Source organism: Luteitalea sp. TBR-22, assembly GCF_016865485.1.
GTDB lineage: Bacteria > Acidobacteriota > Vicinamibacteria > Vicinamibacterales > Vicinamibacteraceae > Luteitalea.
Window position 1 is genome coordinate 791,128 of the sequence record NZ_AP024452.1, and the last position, 24,938, is coordinate 816,065.

A 24,938-nucleotide genomic window follows, 5' to 3' on the forward strand; every position below is an offset into this window, starting at 1 on the left:
TGACTGACGAGGTCGTGCATGACCGGTCACGCACAGGACCTGACCCGGCGCTACGCGTCCGCGCTGCGGCGGATCGGCAGCCTGACGAACCTCCGACGGCTCGTCGGCCTGCCTGCGGACCGCGACATCACGCCGCGGCAATGGGAAGTGATCGACGCCCAGCTGGCCACGGCAGCCGAGCGACTGTCGGCACGCGTGAAGGCCGCGGGGCGTGCCTACCTGCCCACCGCGCACGAGCCTGCCTCGGCGCGACGCATGAACGCGATGCTCGGGGAACTCGAGCTCGATCTCGCCGAGACGTTCGGCTTCTTCGACGCGTGCATGGACGTGTTGACGCAGCGGCACGCCCCGAACCTCGGGCCGCTGCTGGCCGGATGCGACGCGCTCGCGCGCGAGTCCCTTCACAAGCCCCACGCCGCCCTCCGCATCGTCGAGCCGCCGCTCGTGTACTGCGACCGCGGGTTCGGCGCGTCGACGTTGCGCGAAGGGGTGCGCCTGCGTCACGGCATCCCCAACCCGTTGCCGCTCGTGCAGATCCCGTACTCGCGCCTCGTGGAGAAGTGCACGCTGACGTCGATCCTCCATGAGGTGGGGCACGAGGTGCTGGTGAGGCTGGGCCTGGTGGCCGTGCTGCCGGTCGCCGTGCGCGCCGCCCTCACTCACGCCCGCGCCCCGCGCCAGGTGTGCGACTACTTCCCGCTGTGGACGTCCGAGATCGGCCCGGACTTCTGGACCTTCTGCGACGCCGGCCTGGCGTCGGCGGCCGCGATCCAGGACATCCTCGCGCTTCGCCCCGACGACGTGTTGCGCGTGTCGGGCACCGACCCGCATCCGCCTCCGTACCTGCGCGTCCTGCTCGTGTTCGAGTGGTGTCGGCAGGCCTGGGGCCGCGGGCCGTGGGACGCGTGGGAGGCCCGCTGGCGCGAACTCTACGACCCCGCCGACGCCACGCCGTCGGCCCGGCTGCTGTTGCACGCAGCGCTGCCGTACCTGCCCGTCGTGGCGCGCACGTTCTTCACCACTCGTTTCCGCGTGCTCGAGGGGCGCAGGCTGCCCGACCTCTTCGCCCTCGACGCGCTCGCGCCGGCGCGGCTGGCCCCGCTCGTCGAGCGGCGCGAGGGCGACGCGTTCCGGGCGCTTCCTGCCGCGGCGCAGCTGGCCGTGTTCCGCCTGGCGAGCGAGCAGGGCCTGCCCGACACGCGACTCGACGCGGAGATGACGGCATGGCTGGTGGCGCTCGGCCGACCTGCCGACGCGCTCCCGACGGCGTCCCTCACCACGCCTCGACGACGGCAGCCCCCGCCGCTGGTCGTCCAGGCCCAGGACCGACGAGGCGCTGGCCTGCACTGAGCCGCGCCACACAGGAGAGCGAGATCCCCATGGCCAACAAGGAGTCACGAGAAACGCCCGGCACGGCGAACCCCGCACAGGCTGGCGCATCGTCACCCGAACAGGCGCTGCCGTATGGCGACCTGGCGCGGTTGATCCGCGAGCTCGCGCAACAGGGAGGTTTCCCGGTGGCGCTGTCGGCGACGCGCCTGCCGCCCGTGGATACGGGCGCGCGGCTCCGGCAGCGACTGCGGCGCAGCATCGTGTTCCCGCCCTGCGCCGACACGTTGCTGGGCCTGGTGCGCACCGCCGATACCGACGAAGTGACGGCCGACTTCAAGGACTACTTCACGTTCGCCCGCCATGTCACGTTCGGGCAGTTCACCAATGCCGCTGGCGCGCCCGAGGACCTCACGACGCAGCTCGGCACGACGCTCGACCCGACGCTTGCCTCCTGCGGGCAGGCCGGGCCGTTCTCGACGCAGTCGCACGGCGGCGCGTCGTGGCCGAGCGACTGTTGCGTGTGCACGCCCTGCGTGACGCTCGACGGCATCCGCAACACCGACGGCACGCGCCCGGGTATCCGCCGCCTGTTCATCGGCGACCTTGTGTGGCTCTTCTACATGGAACGGCTCGGCCTGTTCCAGATCCTCGGCGCCATCCTCGACGCGTTCGCCTACAGCGGACGCCTGCCGATCTCCAATGGCGCGCTCGACGCCGACGGGGTTGCCGACGACGTCACGGCGCTGATCCTGGAGGTGATGGTGCGGGAGACGCGGTCGGGGCAGTCGTCGACCGTCCGGGATCGCCTGGCGGCCTACAGGACGTGCCTGGCGTGGACGACGGAGGGCGGTCGGAAGCTGGATCTCGACACGCAGGTGAACGGCGCGTTCACGACGCTCTTCCACAAGTTCATCTACCACGCGCTCGAGTTCTACAAGGACCGTCGTCTCGCCGTCGCGATCCAGGGCACGGCTGCGGGCTCCACGCCACCGTCGGCGGCCACCCTCATCACGCTGAGCGACACCATCGAGGTGCTCAAGAACCGCTTCGAGGCCTTCGACTACGGCCGCAATGCCGTCAACGCACTCGGCGGCCTGGTGTGGGCGATCAGCGCGATGACGATCATCCGGGCGCTGCGCACCACGATCGGCATCCCGGAGGCGTTCAACCAGCCGCACGAGTACATCCCCGCGGCCTACGACATCCTGGTGTTGAAGCGCGCGGTCACCCACGGGGACGCCAACCGCTACCTGATTCACCGGGAGTGCGCCCGGAGCGGTCGCGACATCCTGCTCGACATGGAGGTCGTCGACCACACGTCGCGCAGCGCCGGAGGCGAGCTCGAACGGTGGATCACGCAGATCGAATCGCGCGTCGAGGCGTACCGCACCGCCTACCGGAACATGACGGGCGTGGACATCGGCGCGAGCGCCACGCCGGCAATCGAGCAGCAGGCCTGAACCGGGCACAGGAAGCGAGGCGACGTCGTGGTCATCGCGGAGCGACGCAGGTTCGAAGCGGAACTGGCCGACCTCGAGGTCTTCCCACCAGACAGGCGTGCGCGGGTACCCCCTGCGCAGACACTGGCGATTCCCAACCGGTGGATCTGCCGGCTGACCGCGCCGGACATCGACGCGACCGCCGGGTCGTACGGCATGGGCACGGGCGTGTTGATCGGCCCACGCCACGTCCTGACCGCGGCGCACGTCCTGGTCTCGGTGCAGGACCAGAGGCGGACGGTGGGCGATCGCCTGCGCGTGCAGATCGCTCGCAACGGTGAGACGGCGCCGTTTGCGCCAGTGGGCATCCGCGGCTGGCGGGTGAACCCGCGCTGGGTGCGGGCAATCCAGCAGCCGGCGGCGAACGGCCGCCCGGCGCGGACGCGATGGATCCTGCAGCCCCAGCACGACTACGGGCTGGTGACGCTCGACCGGGACGTGTCGTCGTGGCCCATCGGGCCCTGCACGCTGGGTCATTGGGGCGCGGCGGGTCCCTGCGCCAACGGCGCCTTCATCGGCATGGCGCCTGCCGACGTTCAAGGCCAGCAGGCAGTCGTCACCGGGTATCCCGGCGACAAGGGGGGCACCGCGTTGTGGACGGCGGGCGGGCCGATCAGCCTGGAACCCCGGCTCGGCACGCTCCTGCACACGATCGACACCTGCCCCGGTCAGAGCGGGGCACCCGTCTGGGCGATGCAAGGCGATCGCTGCCAGTTGATCGGTGTGCATTCCGGTGCGAACGGGCGTTGGACCACCGACGCGAACCACCGGCAGGTACTCTCGCACAACGGCGCGGCCCTGTTGTCGCCTGCCGTGGTCCAGCAACTGCGCCTGTGGATGGGCACGTCCGCGAGGCCCTGATGCGCACGCGCGGCAGGTTCGAGCAGGAGCTGGCCGATCTCGAGGTGCCGAGCCGTGCGCCCATCACGGTGACCCACTTCCATGTGCGCAAGGCGATCGACCCGAGCATTCGCGCGTTGATGCCCGACCCGTCACCCGGTGCGATGACGCCGGCCCGCATGGCGCCCGGATACGTGCTGCCGTCGGATGCGCGGCGCCGCCAGTTGCAGGATGCCCTCGACGCGTTGCTGCGCGCGTCGTACGCCGACGGCCTGGCCCCGCCGGTGCACCTGCGGGTGGGCCTGGTCGATCTCACGGGCGTGCGCTACCACGCGCCGGTGTTCGCCGGGCACTGGGCATGGGGCGGGAGTGCGGCGCTGGAGGCGGGCAGTCTTGCCAAGATCCTGCCGCTCTACGCGCTGTACCAACTGCGCTTCGACCTCGACACGACCGCCGCGCAGCAGGGCATCACGACCGGCAAGGCGCTGCTCGCGTTCATGAAAGCTGAGTGGAAGCGCCAGGGGCTCGTCGATGCCCCCGACGTGCCGGCGCTGTTCACGTTCGCCGGGCGTTCCGGCGACCCCGTGGTCGCCAGACTCCGGCAGGTGCACGACGTGCACCACAATCACGTCGCCCGGAACCTCATCGTGATGCTCGGCTTCCCGTACATCGGGTCGGTGGCGCTGCAGTCCGGACTCTTCGACCCCGCGCACGGTGGACTGTGGCTCAACGCGGCGTACAACGAGCCCGCGCTCACGTGGACGACGAGTCCGTTCCCGAAGCAGCACCGGCACAACGCGACGGCGCTGGCGACCGCCACGTACTTCACGCTGCTCGCCCAGGGCCGCCTGGTGAACGAGGCCACCTCGGCAGAGATCCGCAAGGTGCTCGGGATGCGGCTGTGCATGGGCAACGGCCCGCTCGACGGCATCCGCGGGCTCGGCGGCGCCGTGAACCCCGTTGCCAACAAGTGCGGGTTGTTGAAGCCCTTCTACCACGAGGGCTGCCACGTCATCCGCCGTGCTTCCGGGGGGCGCACGCTCTCGTATGCCCTGGCCATGCTCACCAAGCGGCCGCCGAACCTCGATCTCAAGGAACTCGGGCGGAACATCGACGCGCTGGTGGACGCCGCCAACCCGTGAGGGGAGATGCCTTCGCCGTCCCTGACGGAACCAAGGGACGAGGGACGAGCGACCAGTCACAAGGGAGGCGAGGGACAAGGGAACGGGACGACCAGAGACGAGGGAAGAGACGGGCCGTTCGCGACGTCCGGCGGTTCCGACGAGCGCCAGACTGTTCCCTGGTCCCGACGCGTCCTTGTCCCAGTCCCTTGCCGTCCTGGTGACTTGCGTCCCTGTCCCTTGTCCCTGGTTCTGCCGGGAACGGGACCATGCCGTGTCCGGTCACACGATGCGCCAGACGACGACGTCGCCGGTGCGTGCGACGCACGCGCACTGGCGCTCAAGGGCGTCCATCAGCGCCGGGTACGTCCCGGTGAACCAGAAGGCCGGCCATCCCAGCACGAAGTACTCGAGGCCTTCCGCGCGCGCTCGTGCCAGTTCCTCGCAGGCGTGTGCGTCGTCTGCCGGCGGACCCCAGTACGTCCCGTCGCGCTGCGTGAAGGGCACCGGTGTGCGGTCGGGCGCGAAGTCCCGACCGAAGGCATCGAGGTCGGCGAGCACGAACCGGGCACCCTCGGGGATGCAACCGAGGATGGTCCTTTGCGCCGCGAGCCAGCGGTGCATCCATTCGTTGGCGTGAGGGAAAGGCACGGGCGGATTCGGCGTCGGTACGCCGAGGAACGGGCACAGCGCGTCCCAACCGTCGCCTGCCGCCACGTCCATCACGAGGAGGTCATCGGGCCGGCCGGCGAAGTAGGCGAGCACGCCGGCGCGATGCTGCGCATACGCGCGCGCGAAGCGATCGCGATCGAACTCCACCGCGCCGTACACCACCCCGCTGATGAACTCCTGGAAGCGGCGGAAGTCTTCGGCGCGCTGCCACCAGTCCATCATCAGCTGCCAGTGCAACTCCACCGAGCGCAGCCAGGCGCCCTCTTCCCGCACCGTGAGGATGAACTTGCTGCCCGGGTAGGCCGCGTCCAGCTGCGCGTAGTACGGCGCCACGGGGATGTCGACGGCGGCGTCGTAGGACGCCATCACCGTCAACGAGGTGCAACCCGCGCGCAGTTCGCGCAGCGTCGTCGCATCGGACGGGTAGTGGATCGTACGGATGCCGAGCAGGGTGAGCGCCTCGGCGAGGCTAGAGGTGCCGGTCTTGCTCAGGCCGAGGCCGAACACCTTGCGATTCACGACGCGGCTCCCGAAGCGTTCGCCCGCCCGATCGGCGCGGGCGTCGCGCCGAGCAGCGCCTGCGCCAACTGCGCGCCCACCACGGGCAGCGCGAAGGCGCGCTCGATCCGTTCCCTCGCCCGGAGGGCCATGCGCTCGCGCCGAGGGTCGTCGCGGAGCAGTTCGACGAGCGCCGTCGCCAGTGCCGGCGGGTCGCCGGGCTCGACGAGCATCCCGCCTTGGTCTGTCGCCCTCGGCGCCCCAAGGATGTCCTCGATGCCAGGGGCGCGACAGGCGACCACCGGCACGCCGCACGCCATCGCCTCGAGTGGCGCCACCGGCAGGCCTTCGTGCCTCGACGTGAACGCGTAGGCGTCGGCGGCGGCCAGGCAGTGCCCGATCAGGCTGCGGTCGTTGACGTACCGATCGATCCAATGGACGCGACCGGCGGGCAGGGCGGCCACGGCCTCGCGCAGTCGAGCGACATCGACCCCGTTGCCAAGCAGCAGGAGCACGTCCCTGCCGGTGGGATCCCGCGCCACGATCCGCCGCCATGCCTCGACGAGGACATCGAGCCCCTTTCGGTGCCAGTCCACGCGGCCGTGCCAGGCCACGACCCGCCCCTCGTCGCCCAGCCCAATCGCGCGCCGCGATTCGCGCTTGTCGCGCGCGGGCCACAAGGTCAGGTCCACAGGATTGAAGATGGCGTGCAGCCGCGACGGCGGCAGGCCGTAGGTGGCCTGCACCCGTGCTCGTTCCGCCGCCGACCCGGCGATCACTCCGGCGCAGCGCCGCATCGTGTGGCCGCGCACCCGCCGCTGGAGCGCGTCGAAGGGCGTATCGCCGCCCTGGAAGGTCGAGTAGACGGGGCGCCCAAGCAAGCCACCCAGGGCGACCATCTGGTCGAATCTCGCATGCTCGTGTTCCTGGCACAGGATGGCGAGGCAGCGATCCTCGCGCAGCGCGCGAGCCGTCGCACGCAGTGGCGTCGCAAGGTACGGCGCGGCGGCGTGCAGCGCACGGTACCAGGTGCGGCGCATGCCGGTCGGTGGCCGGGCGGTGACGAGCGTCGGGGCGTACGGGTCCAGGATCACCCGCCGGGTCGCGCGGTAGGCGGCCGGCGCTGGCAGCACGCGGATCCGCGCGCCAGTGGGCCGGTGTACCCGGACCGTGGGTGACGCAACGTCGCGCGAGTAGCAGAGGAGGGTCGTCTCCACGCCCACGGCGGCGAGCGCCGCCACGTACCCGAACATCCAGCCGCCCGTCATCTCGTTGCAGAACGCGTCGAGCGAGACGCCGAGGGGGTCGAGGAAGTCCTCGACGAGATGCGTCCAGTCGACGAGCGCAATGCGGGGCCGGGCGCCGCCAGCGCCGGTCGCGCTATGCTCGGCGGCACTCACGTCCGTCGCCACGCCGCGCTGTCCATGGTTCCGTTGCCTTCCCTTCACGCATGACGCCCACCGTCAGCCTCGACGTCATCGTCTGTACATGGAACAACGCCGCGCTCCTCGACCGCACGCTGCGGTCGCTGGAAGCGCAGCACCCCGTGCCCGGTCTCGACTGGAGCCTGCTGGTGGTCGACAACAATTGTACGGACGACACGTCCCTGGTGCTGCAGGCGGCACTCTCCAGGGGCCTGCCCCTCCGTGTCGAGCACGAGCCGGAGCAGGGGCTGACGCCAGCGCGCCTGCGCGGCGTGCGCAGCACCACCCGCACCTGGCTCGCGTTCGTGGACGACGACTGCGTGCTGGACCCGGCATGGCTGGCCCAGACCGCCGCCTTCATCGGGGCGCACCCGGACTGCGGAGCCTTCGGCGGACGGATCACGCTGGCCTGGGAAGGCTCGCCGCCCGCGTATGCGCTCAGGGTCCCTTACGCATTTGCGGGCAAGAACCACGGCGATACCCCGCATCGCCGCACCTGGCTGGCCGGCCTCGGGATGACGGTCCGCCGCGCCGCGCTCGAGTCCACCGGGTGGGTCGAGCGGCCGCTGCTCGCCGATCGCATCGGCAGCCGGTTGGTGTCCGGCGGCGACATGGAGATCGGCCTGCGCATCGCCTCGAGGTCCCACGAGGTGTGGTATGCGCCGGAGTGCCGCATCACCCACTGCATCCCGGAACGCCGCACCTCGCGTGACTACCTGGCGAGGCTGCTCGCCGGGCTGGGTGCGAGCCGGCACCAGGTCGCGGCGCTCACCTGGGCGCGGTCGGCACCGGCCTTTGCCGGCTTCTCGATCGCCGTGGCGGTCGGATTCGCCGCGCGTGGGCTGCTCGACACGGTACTCGACGTCGGTCGGCCCGCGCCCCGGGCCGGACCACGCGTCGCCTTTGCGCCCCTGACCGGTTGGGTCCATGCGATGCGGCACCTGTGGCGACTCCCCGAGTCCGAGCGCCGGGCGCTGATCGGGGCAGCCAGGCCTGTGGGATGATGCGCCACCCGCATCACACGTCATGCCCAGGTACTCGACCACCGTCACCCACGCGCTGTCGCAATCAGAGGCCGTCGACAGGCTCACCGCGGCGGTGGACCGCGCGCGGGCCATCTCGGATATCGTCGCCTCCTGGAGCGGCTCCGTCCTCACGTTCACGGTGACGATGCAGGGCATCGCCGTCCAGGGCACGGCGGATGTCCGGGACCGCGCCATCAGGGTGGACTGCCAACTGCCCCTCCTGGCCATGGCGTTCCGGTCATGGATCCCCGGCATCATCGGCAAGGCGCTGGCGCCGGCGCCGGGTGGTCCCGCGGCGCCTCGTCCTGAGGGCATGCGCGACACGCCCGTCGTGCTGTTCATGCACATCCCCAAGGCCGCGGGTACCACCTTCGCCGAGTTCATCCACGCGCACTGCGGTGATACCAGCCTGGGCGCCGACGAGCTGCTCCGCGACGGTGTCCTGTTCCTTCCCTACGGGTTCCGGAAGCCCGAGGATCTCGTCGTGCCCTCGTACGCCAGGTCGTTGCTCGCCCGCCCCGACCTCCGCGCCGTGTGCGGCCACTTCTGGTTCGGGCTGCACGAGCACGTCAGCCGGCCTTCGACGTACGTCACCGTCATCCGCGATCCGGTGGATCGCGTCGTGTCGCTCTACAACTTCCTGCGGATCGACGGGGAGATGTCGCTGGACGCGTTCGCCGCGTCGCCGGCGTACCGGGAGGTCGACAACGACCAGGTGCGACGCCTGGCCGGCGTGGAGCCTCGCTACGGCGAGTGCACCGAGCAGATGCTCGACGCGGCCTGCGCTCACCTCGAGCAGCACTTTTCGGTGGTCGGCGTGACCGAGCGCCTCGAGGAAACGATGGCGGTGGCGCGCCGGACATTCGACTGGGGCGGCGACTACACGCCGCCCCGCCGGAACGTGACGACGGCGGAGGCGCCGGCCGTCGTCGTGTCCGAGGCGCAGCGCGACGTGATCCGCCGGCGAAACGCCCTCGACGTGCGCCTGCACGCGTGGGCCAACGCGTGGCTCGACCGCGCGGCCGCGTCGTCGCCGGCGGCTGGCCGGCCCGATCAGGCGAGCACGTCGTCGAGCAGCCGCGACAGCACCGCGCCCGCGTCGAAGTAGTCCTGTGCGACACGCCGGGCGGCTGCGCACTGCGCGTCGTACTCGCGGTCGAGGCGCGCCAGCTGGTCCAGCGCTTCCTCGGGCGACGAGAACGGCAGGACCCCAGCGGGGACGCGGAGCCAGCGGGTGAACGCCGAGTCCTGCACGATGACCGGCTTGCCGCTGGCCAGGTAGGCCGCGCTGCGCTCGCTGAACCATCCACTGCGGCTGTCGACGTAGCCGGCCTTGGCCACCGAGAACTCCGCCCGCGACGCCGCGATGAAGTCCTGGTAGCTCCACGGGTCGCGAGTGACGGCAAGCGGATCCACGAGGCTCCACCGGTGGGCGGCCAGCGCCTCTCGCGGTGCCGTGGCGCTCCCCATGGCGACCAGGAAGGGGCGGCCCGAGCGCGTCGGCAGGTCGGCATACGGCTGGAACGACGCCGACTTCATGCCGTAGACACGACCGGCATGGTGGCGCGGCGCGTAGCTGTCCCATTGCATGACCGTAGTGAGGGGCCCGTGCGGTGCCGGCGAGGCGACGGGCCACTGCTCGAGCACGATCGGCTGGCGCGTGGCGCGCCAGGGCAGGCTGTCGTCGGGGATCGCACACCCCGGTTGCCCGACGTTCTCGCCGAACGACAGGAAGTGCGTGTGATTCCTCGCGCGCGCCATCGCCGCCGGGTCGTCGAGGTGCCGGATCTGGGTGAACGCAGGGTCGGTGTCGATCAGCACGCGACAGGGGACGTGTTGCATCCAGTCGCGCAGCGGGTTGACGCCGGACACATTCAGCAGCACGTCGGCACCCTCTCGTCCTGCCGCGAACCGCCCTGCGGCCGGACCGTGCCATCGGGACCGGTGCGCGTCGTGATAGGCCCATCGGTCCGCGAGCCCGGCGCGCCGAAACACTGCCTCGATGAAGCGCAGGCCGTACGTGGGGTCGACGTCCACCTGCCCGGTCGACGGGTCGTAGCAGCCCGGGTAGTCGTCGCTGTCCTCAACGAACCACGCGTCATGACCGAGCGCCACCAGCCCGAGCACGTACTGCAGGTGGTGCCACGCCAGTCCACCCAGGGGACCGCGGACCATGTAGCCGAGGACGACGATGCGGAGGCGCTTCACGGCTCTGCTCGATCGAAGGCCGGAAACAGGTCGAACAGCACGGCCTCCCGGGCGCGTACGACGCGGGCGAGTTCCGGCGTGTAGTGACGCGTCCAGGCGTCGCCCGGACCGCGGCCCCGGCCGCCTGGCAGCACGCGCGGCATGGCCGCGATGAAGGCAATCGCCTCGGCTGGATAGCCAAGGTTGCGCAGGCACGCGTGTAACTGCGCGTTCAGGTCGTGCGTCAGCAGGAACGTGACCGGATGCAGGTCGCGACGCACCGCCTCGACGTCGTCGGGCGCCGCCCTGAGGCGCGCGATCACCTCGTGTGGGTGTCGACAGTAGTAGCGCACGAACCGCTCGGTGAGTGGACCGGGTCCCTCTTCCGGCGGCAGTCCACCGAGGTCGGCGCGGAACGCCGCGTGCGAGAGCGACACGTACTCCGCGAACCCGAGGTCGGGGAAACCGGGAAAGCGCCTGCCGAACTCGGGGACGCGCGCGTAGTGGCCCCGCATGTCGCGGCGCTTCCACCAGCCGAACTCGAACTCGGAGACCAGCAGCTCGAGTGGATGGCGCACGGTCGCGACGAACGGCCGATCGCGGTAGCGGATCGGCGTGTCGTTGCACGTGCCGTGCTTGTGATTGTTGTAGACGAACCTGCCCAGCGGGCCGGTGCGGACGTTCTCGGCCCGCAGCGTGGTCATGACCCTGAACCAGGGCGTCCAGGCCACGCCGTGCACGCGCATGAGCGCCGAGGTCACGAAGGTGCCCCCGGTCTTGGGCTCGTGGACGTACACCAGTCGGTCGGTGATGATCACGGCGTCACATCCGGTGTGCCGGGGCGGCGTCGGTCACCGCGTGCATTCGGCGAGGGCCCGTCGCCGCGCGTCCTCGTCGTCGTCGGGATCGAGCATGCGGACGATGCGCACCGGATCGCCGGCCACGACGGCATACGGAGGGACGTCGCCGCGCACCACGCTGCGGCTGCTGACGACCGCGCCACGACCGATCGTCACGCCCGGCATGATGACCGCATCGAAGCCGACCCACACGTTGTCGCCGAGCACGACGGGCGTCGGCGATGCGCCGTGCGCGAGCCAGCGGTCGGGGTGACGGTGTGCGTCGCGCAGCAGTTCCCGCCGGAACTCGACGGGAGCGGCGCCGGACCAGGCATCGGTGATCACCGCGCCCCACGCGATCAGGCAGTGGTTCCCGATGGTGATCCTCGACTCGGCGACGAGCGTGCACCCGTTGAGCACGGTGTAGGCGCCAACCTCGATCGCGCCAGCCGGCCCGACAAGCAGGGCCGCCCTGTCGTAGGCGCCGGTGGCCTCCCCCAGCGACACGCATCCTTCGACGTCCGACACCACGCCGTCGAAGCCGTACGCGCTGTCGATGTACACGTCTCGGCCGAGGCGCAGCCCGGCTGGCAGTCCACGCCCGAACCAGTCGCCAGGCATCAGCGTGCGGCCCGCAGTCATGGTCCGACCACCGTCGCCGGGTTTCCGGCCACGGCCGCCCCGGGTGGCACATCGCGCGTGACCACGGCGCCCGGCTCGATCACGGCGCCCTCGCCGATCGTCACGCCCTTCAGCACCGTCGCATTCCAGCCGATCCAAACGTCGTCGCCGATGCGCACGGGGCGAGCCTCGAGGGACGGCCGACGCGCCCGGTCCCCACGCGGGCTGAGCGCGATCGTGTCGGCGAGCCGCGCCGCCGGTGCGAGCGGGTGGAAGTCGGCGTCGACGACGGTGACGCCGCCGGCGATCAGCACGCGTGCGCCGATGGTGATCTGCGAGGCGCACACGATCGAGGCGTTGGCGACGTAGGTGCCGTCACCGATCGAGATCCGCCCGTGCTCCTCGGTGGCCAGTGACGTCCGCCACAGCGTCACGTCGCGCCCGAGCGTCAGTCCGGCTGGCTCGACCGAGTAGAAGTGCTTGAAGCAGAACGAAGAATCCACGACGCAGTTGTCACCGCAGACGACATTGGCGGGAATGCGACCCGCGAACCAGTCGCACGCGAGCGCCTGCCCGGGCACGATCGCCTGGAACCGCGGCACGTCGCCCGGCGTGTTCATGCGGCGCTACCGTCCCAACGCCGGAATGCCAGCACCGCGTTCAGCCCGCCGAACGCGAACGAGTTCGACAGCGCGACCTCCGCCTGTGTGTGCCGCGGCTCGTTGGGGATGACGTCGAGATCGCACTCCGGATCGCGCCCGACGTAGTTGGCGGTCGGCGGCAGCAGGCCATGGCGCAACGCCAGGACGGTGGCCACGGCCTCCAGCGCGCCGGCCGCCCCAAGCGCGTGCCCGTGCATCGACTTGGTCGAGCTCACCGCCAGTCGGTCCGCATGCGGGCCGAATGCCAGCCGGATCGCGGCGGCCTCCATGGCGTCGTTGGCCGTCGTGCCGGTGCCGTGGGCGTTGACGTACCCCACCGCTGCCGGCGCGACGCCGGCATCCTGGAGCGCTGCGGTGATCGCGCGTGCGGCGCCCTCGGGATGCGGCTGCGTGATGTGGTGCGCGTCGGCCGACATGCCGAACCCGGCGAGCTCGGCATGGATGGGGGCGCCGCGCGCCAGCGCAGCGTCGGCGGGCTCCAGCACGAGCATCGCGCCTCCCTCGCCGAGGATCATGCCGTCGCGTCCCAGCGAGAACGGCCGGCAGGTGTCCCTGGCCACCACCCGCATCGCCTCCCAGGCCTTGAGGTGCCCCAACGAGAACGGCGCCTCGCTCCCGCCGGCGATCGCCATGTCCACCTGGCCGGTGCGGACCATCCAGAAGGCCTGCCCGATCGCGTGATTGGCCGATGCGCACGCGGTGGAACAGGTGAACGTCGGCCCCGTGACCCCGAAGGCCATCGCCAGGTGACTTGCGACCGCGCTCGGCATGAAGCGCGGGATCGTCAGCACGGGAACGCGGCTCCTGCCCTGGCGCCAGAGGTCCTCGAAGACGCGTTCGATGGATGCCTGTCCCCCCGCAGCCGAGCCCGTCACGATCGCGGTCCGCGACCGTAGCGCCGCATCCCAGGTGACCCGCGCATCCCGCACCGCCTCCCGGCCGGCCACCAGTCCGAACTGCGCGAAGCGGTCGAGGAGCTCGACGGCCTTGCCGTCGAAGTGCGCAGCGGTGTCGAACCCCCGCACCTGGGCCGCGTTGGCGATCCGCACCGTCTCCCGCTCCGGCACGTCGAGCGGCCCGGCGCCCGACCGTCCCGCCGCCAGCGCCTGCCAGGTATCGCTCGCCGTGTGGCCGAGCGCGCAGATGGCGCCCACGCCGGTGACCACCACGCGCTTCATGCGTCGTCGCGCGGCGCGAGCGCGCGGTCGAGGCACGCGATGGCGTCTGCGACGGTTCGCAAGCGCAGGATCTCCTCATTGGGGAGTGTCACGTCGAACTCCTCCTCGAGGTCACCGGCCAGGCTGACGGCCGACAGCGAGTCGAGGGCGATGTCCTCGAACGTGTGTTCGACGTTCACTGAACCCGGCTCGCGCCGGGCTGCTTCCGCCACTCGGAGCAGCACGCGTTCGATCTGTGCATCAGTCATGGGATCTCCTCGGGACGCCGGCAACCGTCGGCCGTGTGCCGTCCACGTCGGCGAGCAACCGGCCGATCACCTTGCGGCCGTCGAAGCAGGCGTCTGCGATCTCGCGGGCGCGACGGCCGTGCCGCACCGGATCGGACAACAGGCGGTCGACGGCATCGGCGGCGCCGGCGATGTCGTCGAATGCCAGCAGTCCCTCACCCGAGGGAAGGACGTGACTCCACCCGGTATCCTGCGTGATGACCGGACGGCCGGCCGCGAGGTAGCACGCGGATCGGCACGAGAACCAGCCCGTGCGGGCCTTCACGTAGGTCTGCTTGGCCACTGAACACTCGCCCAGCGACCGCATGATGAAGTCGCGGTAGTCTCCGACGCTGGAGGCGACGCGCGAAGGATCCAGGACGCGCCACCCGGCGGCCCGGAGTCGCTCCGCAGGGAAGTCGGCGCCGCCGGTCTGTCCGATCGCGACGGAGAACGAGACCTCCGGGCAGCGGCGCGGCAGGTCGAGCACCTTCAGGAACTCGACGTCCTTCTGCCCCCATGTTTCTCCGTCGAAGTTGAGCGGCCGGCCCGCACTCCAGTTCATGACGGTCGTCAGGGACCTGCCGTCGACGGCATCTGGTGGTGGGGCCGTCCAGCGATCGAGGCAGATCGGCTGGCGCGTGGGGCGCCAGTCGACGCCGGTCTCCGGCATCCGGCAGTCGGCGGCGCCGACCCGCTCGCCGAACGTGAAGTGATGCGTGTGCACGGCCATGGCTGCGCGCATGCCGTTGTCGCCCGGCGTGAAACCCTCCGCCTGATGGCACTGGATCTGCGTGAACATCGGGTCGGAGTCGATCATCACCCGAACCGGGATGTCGAGGTACGCGTCGCGCACGGGCGTGGCGCACGAGACGTTGAGCAGGACGTCGGCGCCAGCGATCCAGCCGGACACGGCACTCGCGTCTGCGCCGAACCACGCGCCGGTGATCTCGTCGCGATAGGCCCACTCGTCCTCGAGCCCGAAGCCTCGCATCACCTCGGCCAGGGAGCGCACGGTCGCCGAGCAGTCCGGCGCCGTGGTCCCCCTGGCCCCGTAGACGGGCCACAGGCGCGTGTCCTCGATGTACCGGGCGTCGTGCCCGAGCGCACGCAGGGCCAGCACGTACTGCGCATAGTCCCAGGCCACGCCGCCGGCGGGCAGCAGGCCGATGTAGCCCGACACGACGACCCGCAGGCGCGAAGCGGCGCTAGTCATTGGCGCTGACGTACCAGCGAGCGGGCGCCACGGCGTCGTGCCGGCAGCCGTCGCCGAAGGCCTGCACCACGAGAGGGAAGTCGTACGCGTCTCGTACGAAGCCGACGGCGGCCACCGCCGGTGCCATCGCCGGCGTCACCGCGAGCGCCACCTTGTGGACTGGTTTGGTCGCCGGCGCCTCGCGGCTGCGCCGATCGGCCAACAGGCACACCGCCACGAGGGTGGCGCGCAGCGCCTCATCCAGATCGGCCGCGAACACGTCGCCGACGAGCCACTGCCGATCGCCCTTCTGGCGGGACGCCGCCAACCCGACGAGCGTGCCCCGGGCTCGCACGCCCAGGACTTCCCAGTCGCCTCGACCTACCTTCCACCGCAGGGCCGCAGCGTCGCGGACGATGGCGGCGCCGTGCTGAGTCGACGCCGTCTGCCAGAGCGCATCCACCTCGGCGCCGAAGGTCGTGATCGGCTCGACCGTGAATCCCGCGGGCAGTGCGAGCGGCTCCGCGAGTGGCAGGGCCAGGCTGTGGAGCGGCACCTTGCCCGATTGCAGGCCCGTGAACATCTTCAGGAATCGCACCCATCGCGGGTCGGGCAGCATGTACACCACGCCCGGACCCTCGGCCTCGATGGCCGCCATGGTGCGGGTATACATCTCTGCGACCGGGTGGCCGAAGGGGTTGGCCAACTGGAGGAGGCTGCTCACCCGCTTGCTCAGGATCGGCGCGGCCGGCCTGAAGCCGCGATGCACCTGGCCGTCCACCTGAACCAGCGCGCGGATGAACGGGAACTGGCCCACGATGTCGCCGGTCGCGCTGTCGATGGCGACCACGCCGGCAGGCGGGCCGAGCGGTGCGTCGACGACGTAGTCCTGCCACATCCTCGGCGTGATCACGCCCCACGTCGTGTCGCGGAGCCAGAGGGTCTCGAGCTTCTGCAGGTCGGCGGCCTCGAACGGCCGATACTCGAGCGCAATGGCCAACTTCAGTCTCCTGACGCCAGGTACCACGCCGATGGGGCCAGCGCCTCGAGCGGCACCGCGTCCTGGTCGAGCGTGTCGGCCATGAAGCCGAATCGATAGTCGATCTCGCGGAAGCCGGCGGCGCGGCACGCCTCGCCACAGGCGCCGTGGTCGAGCGCCGTGAGCGCTGCAGGCACAGCCGGGTGCGCGCCGTGGCTGGCTCGCCGCAACCAGGCCACGGCAGACCGCAGGACGTCCGGAAGGTCGCCCGGCGTGGCACTGAAGGCATTGGTGAGCGCCGCGCGCCGCGTACCGATCGCAAGGAATCCAGCGAGCGCGCCGCCCGGCCCCCGGACCTTCAGCCGCAGGTCGCCTCGGTGCTTGTAGGCGAGCCATTCGGGTGAGCGCTCCACGGCGCACCGGATGGGGAACTGCCGGACGGCTGCGCGCCAGAGGCCAGCAAGCTCATCGTCGAACGTCGTCGAGACCTCCGTGAGCAGGCGGTCGGGATGCGACGAACCGTCGGCTGTCGCGAGTTCCAGCGAGAGACATCCGGTGGTGATCCGGTGGCGCGGCAGGCCCGCCAGGGCTCGGGCGGCGCGGCTGATGAACGGGACCCAGCCGCTGTCGGGCAGCATGTACGTCACGGCGTGCCCCGTGGCGGCCGCAGTCGCCAGACCGGCGAGGTACAGCGCCAGCGCGGGCGAACGTGCCGCCGACGCCCCTCCGACCCGGAGCGACGGGTGGAGGATGGGCGCCGATGGCCTCACGGCCTTGACGACGTGGCCATCGACGCACACGCGCGACGGCAGCATGACGTTCATGCCGACGACCTGCCCATCCTCGTCCTCCGCCACCGAGACGATGGCCGGGCCGTACGGGGCCTCTTCGTACCACGAGCGCCACTGCGTCATCGTGATGGCGCCCCAGCCGGAGTGCTGCGTCCACAGATCGAGCAGGCGCGGCACGTCGGCTGGGCCAGCCACCCGGTAGCGCAAGGACGAGGGAGGCGTCAGCGACTCGCTCACGGCGTCACTCCTGCGCCTCGAACTGCAGCTTGCGGAGGATGCGGACCGCAGAGCCCATCGACATCGCCGTCTCCTGGACGGCCCGGAGCATCGTCAGCAGCACGAGGGCCCAGAGCGCGAGGGACACGGGCAGCGGTGCGGCCAGCCAGTGCGCTGCGGCCAGCAGCACGCCGAGCAGGCCCATTACGCGCGACAGGGCGTGCGAGAGGGCTGGTGTCACCGCCAGGCGAAGGTACTGCCGGCCGGCGCCGTGCTCCTCGATGGCGAGGAGGAAGCGCACGCGGCCGAACATGCCGCCGCGCACCTCGAGATCGACCCGCTGGAACTCGTCGCCGCGATGCACGATCGCGCCGCCCTCCCACAGCCACCACTCGATCTCGTCGAGCCAGCGGTCGGGCCCGCGCCAGGTCTCCGACCACAGGGAGAATCGCCGCGGCAGCGGCAGCGCGAGCCCGCGCAGTTCCTTCGTCCACCGCCATGGCGTGAGGCCGTGCTGCACGCGACCGCGCAGCCGCGCCACCGGCTGGATCAGGTACAGCCACGCCACCACCGCATGCAGGGCCCACCGCCGGGCGGCGCCGATCGGGACGCTGAACTGCGCGCGTCGCGCGCTCAACCCGGCATGCAGGACCGGCGGCACGAGCACTGCGAGCCCGAGCGCGGCGCACACCCACAGCGGCAGCCACTGCGATCCCCACAGCATCATCACCAGCATGGCGATGGTCAGCAGGTGCCACTCGGGCGTGGCCGTGATCTCGAGCCCTCCGGACCTGCCGCTGTCGTACACGCGCTGGAACGGGGCGCTGCCCCAGATGCCGTAGTAGATCCGCTGACGCTGGCTGCCGAACACGTGTAGCAGGCCACGGCCGTACAGCCGGCCATGCCAGGTCACGTGGCCGAGCGTGTTGTATTTCTCCGGCCACTTGCGTTCGAGGAGCGCCTCGGCCTTGCCATACCCCTTCTGCTGCCGCCAGTAGGCCCGCAACGAGGCGCGGCGGTGGTGCCACACCATCGCGCCGGGCACGAACCCCACCGTCCAACCACGCTCCTGGATGCGCCAGCACAGGTCCACGTCGTCGCCGGCCACGCGGAACTGCGTGTCGAAGCCTCCGATGGCCTCGAGCACGCTGCGTCGGACGGCGAGGTTGCACCCGGGCACGTGCTCGGCCACGCGGTCGTCGAGCAGGACGTGTACGGGCCCGCCGGGCGCGTTGGCCACGCACTGTGCCAGGAGGGGGTCATGGCGCGGCGCGATGTTGGGACCGCCGAGGGCGGCGTGCGTGGTCCGTGCGAAGGTCGCGGCCAGGTGCATCAACCAGTCACGATCGGGATACGCGTCATCGTCGATGTAGGCCACGATGCTGCCGTTGGCGGCCTGCCAGCCGACGTTGCGGGCGGCACTGAGGCCCTGGTTCACCGTGCGGATCACCCGCAGCCCGTACCGCTCCGCGATGCTCGCCGTGCGGTCGGTGGACCCGTCATCGACGACGATCACCTCGAAGTGCGGGTAGTCCAGCGCCAACAGGCCGCGACATGTGTCCTCGATGGTGCGTGCGCCATTGAAACTGCAGACCACCACCGACACCCGGGGGCACTCGTCGCTCGAGGCCACGAGGGGATCGTCGAAGGCCGCCTGGACGGCAGCCAGCGCCGCTTTCGGCCTGCGTTCCCGATCGGTCAGGCCGAAGTCCCAGTCCGTGATGTCGTGGCCACCCCGGTGCCACTCGTCGGTCCAGGCGAACACGAAGGCGCCAGCGCAGCCCGCGAGTCGGGCCGTGCGGACCTGCCAGTCGAGCACCTCGGCCTGGCGCGCCTCGCCATGGCGCTGGCTGTCGAGGCCGATCTCGGCCATCACCACCGGGCGTTCGCCGGCGAGGTTCTGGATGCGTGCCAGGTACGCCTCGAGTCGATCCTGTGACTCCAGGTACACGTTGCACGCCAGCAGATCGGCCGACAGCTCGAGGTACTCGGTGGACGGGAAGTTGACGTAGGTGACCAGAGCGCCCGAGTCCTCGGTCTTGGCGGCGCGGTAGAGGCGGTCGAGGAACTTCTCGACGCGCCTGGCGCCGTGGAACCGCACGATCGACGATGGGATCTCGTTGCCGACGGCGAAGCAGGCCACCGCCGGATGGCCCGCGCAGCAGGCCACGGCCGTCCGCACGCGATCCTCGATGACGCGCACGCGCCTGGCATCGTCGAGGAAGGTGATGTGCTGTTCCCACGGGATGCCGACCATCAGCCTCACGCCCGCCTCGAACGCCATGTCGAGCATCCAGCGTGGTGGCACCGTGTACGTGCGGACCGCGTTGAACCCGTGGGTCGCCATGCGGGCGAAGTCGTCCGCGACGCGAGCCCGATCGGCGAACTCGTGGCCGTCGGGGTCGGGGCGGAACGTCCCGTAGGTGACGCCGCGCAGGAAACACTTGCGAGGACCGGCGTAGAGGTACTTGCCCCGTACTTCGAGGCGGTCGTGTCGATCGGCGCCGTCCCTGAAGTCGGGCGGCACGACACGCGCGTGAAGCCGCCGTTCGGCGGCGGGTGCGCGGGCGCCCGACAGTTCGGGGTGCGAGGTCGACATGGGCGCGGATCGCCGGTCGCGCCCGAATCGTCGGAGCAACAATGGCTGACTTGAGATACCTGTGACCTTACGGATCAGTCAAGCAGGAACTTCGAGGTCAGCCTTCGGCCGTCGGCCGGACCCGCCGATGCCGCTCCCGTATCGCCGCTGATCAAGGAATCTGCTGGCCTTGCGCGGCCTCCCAGAGGGCATACCAGTCCTCGCGCTCGAGGACGATGGCGTCGGCCTGCGCCGCCGCGGCGATGCGTTCGAGCTTGTTGGTGCCGATGACGACGACCGGCCGGCTCGGGTGCGCGAGGATCCACGCGTAGGCGAGCTGCTCGAGGGTTGCGCCGCCGTAGCGCGAGGACATGGCCGTCGCGGTCGCTGCCAGTCGTGCGGCCGCCGGGTGGGTGGCGTCGAACAGCCGTCCGCCGGCGAGTGGGCTCCACGCCATCGGCAGGATGCCGCGCTTCTCGCACTGGTGCAGCGTGCCGTCGAGGATCGGAGCCATGTGCAGCAGGTGGAACTCGATCTGGTTGGTCGCCAGCGGCTGGTCCATCAGGCTGTCGAGCAGGTCGAACTGCGGGGCCGTGTAGTTGGACACGCCGGCTGCGCGGATCCTGCCGTCGCGCAGCAGGGCGTTGAGGCCGGCTGCCGTGTCGTCGGCGCGCGTGAGCCAGTCGGGCCGGTGCACCAGGAACAGGTCCACGTGGTCGGTGCCGAGCCAGCGCAGCGACTTCTCGAGGCTCTTGACGAGCCGCGGGCCGGTGGCGTTGTAGTGCGCGGTCCGCCGCTCCGGGTGGTAGGCGTTGGGCACGTAGATGCCCGCCTTGGTGACGATCTCGAGCCGGTCGCGCAGGCCTGGCGAGAGCGCGAGCGCTTCGCCGAGGGCCTTCTCCACCTCGTACCCGCCGTAGATCTCGGCGGTGTCGATCGTGGTGATCCCGTGCTCGACGCACGCGTGCAGCCGTCTGTTGATCTCCTGCGCGGAAGGCTTCGTGTCGAGCAGTCGCCAGGTGCCGTAGATGATGCGCGAGCACTCGGGACCCGCGCCGCTGAGTCGTGTTCGAGTCATGAGAGAGCCAGTCTAGCCAGGTAGGGCGCGGTGTCGTACCCCAGGTAGGGCGCGGTGTCTCACCGCGCCGTTGGTCCATCAGTTCCACCAACGGCGGCGTGGGACACGCCGCCCTACCTCCGAGGCACCACCGTCACCGTCACGCTCGACGGGTACTGTGTCGAGTGGTGTACGACGTTGCGGGCGACCACGCCAGTGGCCTCGTCGTAGTTGTTGCCACCCGTGTTCATGTTGCGATCGAAACGCGGGAAGTTGCTGCTCGACACCTCGATGCGCAGCCGGTGTCCCGCCGCGAACCAGTTGCTCGTCGTCAGTGGCTGCAGCGTGACCTTGTAGACCTTGCCCTTCTCCATCCACACCGGCGCGCCCGTGTAGCCCTCGCGCCAGCGCATGCGCTGGATCGACTCGTCGAGGTTGTAGGCGCGGCCGTCCGGGTAGACGTCGAGCACCTTCACCGTGAAGTCGGTGTCCTTCGCGTCCGACGACACGTACAGGGTCGGCGTGATCGGGCCGCTGATCTCGGTGCCTTCGGCGAAGGGCTCGCTCGTGTACACGAGGATGTCGTGACGGGCCTCCATCCGACGCTGGTCGAACGAGCCGGCCGTGATGGCGGTGCCCGTGCAGCACACGTTCCCGCCGTACGAGCGCACGGGGTTCATCGGATCGTAGGTGAAGGCGTCCGGCGCGTCGGTGGCAGGCGCGGCCGCCGCGAGCACGCCATCGCCGTACAGCGAGTTGGCCTTGCCGCCGCTGGACAGGAAGAACGTCGTCGGGCGCGCGCCCTTCGGCGGCCACGTGTCCGACGTCTGCCAGGTGTTGTCGCCCATGCGGAAATAGGTCACGCGGGGCAACTTCTCGAGACGCGGCGAGGGGACGCCCTTCACGAACCGATCGAAGAAGCCGTACACGATGTCGTTGTAGTCGAGGCGGGCGTCGCCCATGCTGCGCTCACCGACCACCGTGTCGGCCGAGGCGCGGGTGTAGGAGCAGTGCCCGACCGGCGCGATGATGGCCCACTGCTGATCGGCAATCTCCGGCTTCGCGGTCGCGCGCACGTGGTTGTACATCGCGAGGTTGGGCCCCACAGAGACGTCGTACCAGGACATGAACCAGAGGCCGGGCAGGTTCAGCGGCTTGTCGTCGTGCCAGAGGCCGCCCTTGTACCAGGCCGGATCGTTGGGCGTGCGGCGCACCATGGCGCCGCCGGTGGGCACGGGCATCGCGTCTGCAAAGATGCCGCGCGGGCCGTTGGCGGCCTTCATGATGTCCTGCGACGGCAACGTCCACAGCACCTTGTCCCAGTCGACCGGCGGCATCTGCGGCGCCAGGTCGAACAGGCGCGCCGCCTCCACCAGGTCCTCGCGCGGCGTGTCCTTCGGGAACTGCGGCCGCACCTGGTTCTGCTCGCCGTAGAGCCAGGTGATGAAGAGCATCTGTATCGCGCCGCCGCGGTACCAGTTGCCCTGCTCGAAGTACGGCCCCACACGGCCGACGCCGGCGCCGAAGCCCTGCACGTTCATGGCGGCGAACCCGGGATGCCCGAGCGCGGCGACCGCGGGCTGCCACTCTGCCGTCGAGGAGCAGCCGGTGGTGCCGACCTTGCCGTTGGACCAGGGCTGCTTCGTGAGCCACTCCATCGCGTCGTACCCGTCGGTGACCGGCGCGCCCAGGATGTCGTAGTTGCCCTCGGAGAAGAAGTGCCCGCGCTCGTTCTGCACGACGTACGCGTAGCCCCGCTTGACGGCCGCGATTGGCGTGGACATGTCGGCCGGCACGCGGTTGCGCACGTCCCAGTGGTTGAAGTTGTAGGGCGTCTTGGAGAAGACGACGGGCACCGGGCCGGTCGCGTCCTTGGGCCGGTAGATGTCGGTGGCCAGGCGGACGCCGTCGCGCATCGGCATCATCACCTTGCGCTCGACGACCGCGATCGACTGCAGCTCCTTCTCGAGGTCGCGGCGTCGCTGCTGTTCGGCGGGCGAGAGCGTGCCCTGTTGGGCGGGCAGCAGGGCGGTGGCCGCGATGCAGCCGGCGGCAAGGGCGAACGAAAAGCGACGGAGTCCGGGTCGGAACAGGCGCATGCGGGGCCGCCCCCTTCGAGCGGCGACGGCATTATGGGCTCAAGACTCAGGACTCAAGAACTCACGAGGCCTTCTGAGCCCTGAGCCCTGAGCCCTGAGCCGTACGCCGTGGTTCCGAGCCTCAGTCCTCCCCGCGCAGTGCGGCGAGCGTGTCCTGCGTGACGTTGGCGGCGGCGCCGAAGTCGGTCACCAGGCGCCCCCCGGCAATCGGGAGCACGTAGAACGCGAAGTCCCCGAGGGTGGTCATGAGTTCCGCTTCCGGATACTTCTGCAGGTACAGCCGTCGCAAGGCGTCGTGGGCGGGCGTGCCGGGCTCGGGCACGTGCACGGGGCCGCGGAGCGTCAGCCGCCTGACGCGGAGCGGGTCGACGTCGCCGACCACGGGTTCGTGCAGCAGCGCGTCGAACTGGGCGCCGTCGTGCAGGCCCTTCGTGTGGCGCGCCAGGCTCGAGGCGTGCACCACCAGGGCCCGATAGTCGGGCGTCACCACGAAGGGCAGCAGCCCGATGACCGGAGCGTCCTCGACGATCAGCGCGAGCGACAGCACGCGCGACCCGGTGAGCAGGTGGCGAACGGCATCGAGCTGGACCGGCGTCATGGGCATGGGGAAGAGTAACGTTTAACGTTTAACGTGTGACGTGTGACGACCAACGTTGGACGCGTCGCGTCTGCCGCCTGAGGCGCCTGCCCTCGCCCGAAGGCTCACGGCGGGGTGGGACACCCGGCCCTACCCTGTGAGCCAGCGATGCTACAGTGCCGGGCATCGAGGAATTCATGTCCCAACTTCGCGCGTCCTTCACGTCGCTGGTCCTCACGGTCATGGTGCTCGGCATGACACCCACGCCCACTCACGCCCAGGTCGCCATCACCGCGACGGCCGACCAGGTGACCGTCGACATCGACGGCAAGCCGTTCACCGTCTTCCACACCGGCGGGCCGACGCTCAACCGCGTGTACCTGCACCCGCTGCGGGCGGCGACCGGCACGGTGGTGAACCGGTCGTTCCCGGCCGGCCAGCTCCCCGGCGAGACCACCGACCACCCGCACCACGCCGGGCTGTTCTACGGCCACGGCGACGTGAACGGGTTCAATTTCTGGGCGATCCAGAACGTCGCGACGCGCGTCGGCGAGCCAGCGGCCGACCCCACCCGCCCGCTGCCCGGCAGCGCTGGGCCGGCGCCGACCGATGCCACGCTGGGGCGCATCGTGCCCAAGGGGCCGGTCAAGGTGTCCAGCGGCAAGCAGGTGGGCACGATCGACGTCGTGCTGTCGTGGAACAAGCCCGACGGGGCGCCGCTGCTCACCGAAACGCGGCGCATGACCTTCCATGCCCATCCGACGCTCCGCATCGTCGACGTCGACATCGATCTGCAGGCGATCGAGCGCGCGCAGTTCCGCGACACGAAGGAAGGCACGTTCGCGCTGCGCGTCGCCACGGCGCTCGAGGAGCCGCCGAAGGTGGCCAAGGCGGGGGCCCCGGTCCGCACGGGACGGCTCCGCAATGCCGAGGGCGGGGAGGGCGAGGCCCAGGTGTGGGGCAAGCGGTCGGCGTGGGTGGACTACGCCGGGCGCATCGGCGAGGAACCGGTGGGCATCGTGCTGATGGACCACCCGTCCAACCCGCGCCACCCGACCTACTGGCACTCGCGCGGCTACGGGCTGCACGCCATCAACCCGTTCGGCCTGCACGACTTCCTGAACGATCCGAAGGCCGACGGCTCGATGACGCTCGAGCCGGGGCAGCACGCGCGCTTCCGCTACCGCATGGTGATCCATCCCGGCCTTGCGCCCGAGAAGCTGGCGGCGCTGTACAAGGACTGGGCCGCGACGCGGTGATGGGCGCGTGCCGCCTGGCCGCC

Annotated in this window: 22 protein-coding genes; 7 read left to right on the forward strand and 15 right to left on the reverse strand. The window is 70.6% G+C overall.

Translation table 11 applies throughout. From position 1 onward, the window contains the following. The first annotated feature begins 18 nt into the window (after positions 1-18). The 4 genes from TBR22_RS03190 to TBR22_RS03205 are packed head-to-tail and all read left to right on the forward strand — an operon-like array spanning position 19 to position 4,813. Complete coding sequence (locus TBR22_RS03190) at positions 19-1,350, forward strand: hypothetical protein (RefSeq protein WP_239491507.1); 1,332 nt, start codon at positions 19-21, stop codon at positions 1,348-1,350. 29 nt (positions 1,351-1,379) lie between these two features. Next, positions 1,380-2,792, forward strand: coding sequence for a hypothetical protein (locus tag TBR22_RS03195; protein ID WP_239491508.1), 1,413 nt, complete (start codon positions 1,380-1,382; stop codon positions 2,790-2,792). Between the two features lie 27 nt (positions 2,793-2,819). Then, the gene (locus tag TBR22_RS03200; protein ID WP_239491509.1) at positions 2,820-3,692 is read left to right on the forward strand and encodes a serine protease; all 873 of its coding nucleotides are present in this window, start codon (positions 2,820-2,822) and stop codon (positions 3,690-3,692) included. Continuing rightward, a complete protein-coding gene (locus TBR22_RS03205; RefSeq protein WP_239491510.1) occupies positions 3,692-4,813 on the forward strand; it encodes a hypothetical protein in 1,122 nt (373 codons plus the stop codon). Before TBR22_RS03200 ends, TBR22_RS03205 begins: the two co-directional genes overlap by 1 nt. 261 nt (positions 4,814-5,074) lie before the next feature. Here the strand turns inward: TBR22_RS03205 and TBR22_RS03210 are convergent, their stop codons facing one another. Next, positions 5,075-5,983, reverse strand: coding sequence for a sulfotransferase family protein (locus tag TBR22_RS03210; RefSeq protein WP_239491511.1), 909 nt, complete (start codon positions 5,981-5,983; stop codon positions 5,075-5,077). Beyond that, complete coding sequence (locus TBR22_RS03215; protein WP_239491512.1) at positions 5,980-7,362, reverse strand: glycosyltransferase family 4 protein; 1,383 nt, start codon at positions 7,360-7,362, stop codon at positions 5,980-5,982. The genes TBR22_RS03210 and TBR22_RS03215 overlap by 4 nt, the downstream gene beginning before the upstream one ends. Before the next feature lie 50 nt (positions 7,363-7,412). Between TBR22_RS03215 and TBR22_RS03220 the strand changes: the two genes are divergently transcribed. Then, positions 7,413-8,390 carry a glycosyltransferase gene (locus TBR22_RS03220; protein ID WP_239491513.1) on the forward strand — a complete coding sequence of 326 codons (978 nt, stop codon included), beginning with the start codon at positions 7,413-7,415 and terminating at the stop codon, positions 8,388-8,390. A gap of 22 nt (positions 8,391-8,412) precedes the next feature. Continuing rightward, positions 8,413-9,519, forward strand: coding sequence for a polyhydroxyalkanoic acid system family protein (locus TBR22_RS03225; RefSeq protein WP_239491514.1), 1,107 nt, complete (start codon positions 8,413-8,415; stop codon positions 9,517-9,519). On the opposite strand, the gene TBR22_RS03230 is transcribed toward TBR22_RS03225, so the two are convergent. The 13 genes from TBR22_RS03230 to TBR22_RS03290 all read right to left on the reverse strand — a co-directional run bounded on the left by TBR22_RS03230 (position 9,465) and on the right by TBR22_RS03290 (position 23,683). Further along, on the reverse strand, positions 9,465-10,619 hold the full coding sequence (locus TBR22_RS03230; protein WP_239491515.1) for a hypothetical protein: 1,155 nt from the start codon (positions 10,617-10,619) through the stop codon (positions 9,465-9,467). The two genes, TBR22_RS03225 and TBR22_RS03230, sit on opposite strands and share 55 nt — an antisense overlap. Further along, on the reverse strand, positions 10,616-11,416 hold the full coding sequence (locus tag TBR22_RS03235; RefSeq protein ID WP_239491516.1) for a hypothetical protein: 801 nt from the start codon (positions 11,414-11,416) through the stop codon (positions 10,616-10,618). The genes TBR22_RS03230 and TBR22_RS03235 overlap by 4 nt, the downstream gene beginning before the upstream one ends. Positions 11,417-11,449: 33 nt before the next feature. Beyond that, entirely contained in the window at positions 11,450-12,079 is a 630-nt protein-coding gene (locus TBR22_RS03240) for a DapH/DapD/GlmU-related protein (RefSeq protein WP_239491517.1), read from the reverse strand. Further along, on the reverse strand, positions 12,076-12,678 hold the full coding sequence (locus tag TBR22_RS26770) for an acyltransferase (protein ID WP_305068765.1): 603 nt from the start codon (positions 12,676-12,678) through the stop codon (positions 12,076-12,078). The genes TBR22_RS03240 and TBR22_RS26770 overlap by 4 nt, the downstream gene beginning before the upstream one ends. After that, complete coding sequence (locus tag TBR22_RS03250; RefSeq protein ID WP_239491518.1) at positions 12,675-13,934, reverse strand: beta-ketoacyl synthase; 1,260 nt, start codon at positions 13,932-13,934, stop codon at positions 12,675-12,677. Before TBR22_RS03250 ends, TBR22_RS26770 begins: the two co-directional genes overlap by 4 nt. After that, positions 13,895-14,146, reverse strand: a complete 252-nt coding sequence (locus TBR22_RS03255; protein ID WP_239491519.1) for an acyl carrier protein — start codon at positions 14,144-14,146, stop codon at positions 13,895-13,897. The genes TBR22_RS03250 and TBR22_RS03255 overlap by 40 nt, the downstream gene beginning before the upstream one ends. Then, complete coding sequence (locus tag TBR22_RS03260) at positions 14,139-15,380, reverse strand: glycosyltransferase (RefSeq protein ID WP_239491520.1); 1,242 nt, start codon at positions 15,378-15,380, stop codon at positions 14,139-14,141. Before TBR22_RS03260 ends, TBR22_RS03255 begins: the two co-directional genes overlap by 8 nt. Next, positions 15,373-16,359: a hypothetical protein gene (locus TBR22_RS03265; RefSeq protein ID WP_239491521.1), complete on the reverse strand. Its 987-nt coding sequence runs from the start codon at positions 16,357-16,359 to the stop codon at positions 15,373-15,375. Before TBR22_RS03265 ends, TBR22_RS03260 begins: the two co-directional genes overlap by 8 nt. Before the next feature lie 2 nt (positions 16,360-16,361). Continuing rightward, positions 16,362-17,366 carry a hypothetical protein gene (locus tag TBR22_RS03270; protein WP_239491522.1) on the reverse strand — a complete coding sequence of 335 codons (1,005 nt, stop codon included), beginning with the start codon at positions 17,364-17,366 and terminating at the stop codon, positions 16,362-16,364. Positions 17,367-17,370: 4 nt separating this feature from the next. Beyond that, positions 17,371-19,944, reverse strand: coding sequence for a glycosyltransferase (locus TBR22_RS03275; protein ID WP_239491523.1), 2,574 nt, complete (start codon positions 19,942-19,944; stop codon positions 17,371-17,373). 151 nt (positions 19,945-20,095) lie between these two features. Then, positions 20,096-21,001 (reverse strand): aldo/keto reductase family oxidoreductase, encoded by a 906-nt coding sequence (locus tag TBR22_RS03280; RefSeq protein WP_239491524.1) that lies wholly within the window; start codon positions 20,999-21,001, stop codon positions 20,096-20,098. 113 nt (positions 21,002-21,114) lie between these two features. After that, positions 21,115-23,079: a CocE/NonD family hydrolase gene (locus TBR22_RS03285; protein WP_239491525.1), complete on the reverse strand. Its 1,965-nt coding sequence runs from the start codon at positions 23,077-23,079 to the stop codon at positions 21,115-21,117. Between the two features lie 121 nt (positions 23,080-23,200). After that, entirely contained in the window at positions 23,201-23,683 is a 483-nt protein-coding gene (locus TBR22_RS03290; RefSeq protein WP_239491526.1) for a hypothetical protein, read from the reverse strand. A gap of 170 nt (positions 23,684-23,853) precedes the next feature. Between TBR22_RS03290 and TBR22_RS03295 the strand changes: the two genes are divergently transcribed. Beyond that, a complete protein-coding gene (locus TBR22_RS03295) occupies positions 23,854-24,915 on the forward strand; it encodes a PmoA family protein (RefSeq protein ID WP_239491527.1) in 1,062 nt (353 codons plus the stop codon). The last annotated feature ends 23 nt before the right edge of the window (positions 24,916-24,938 follow it).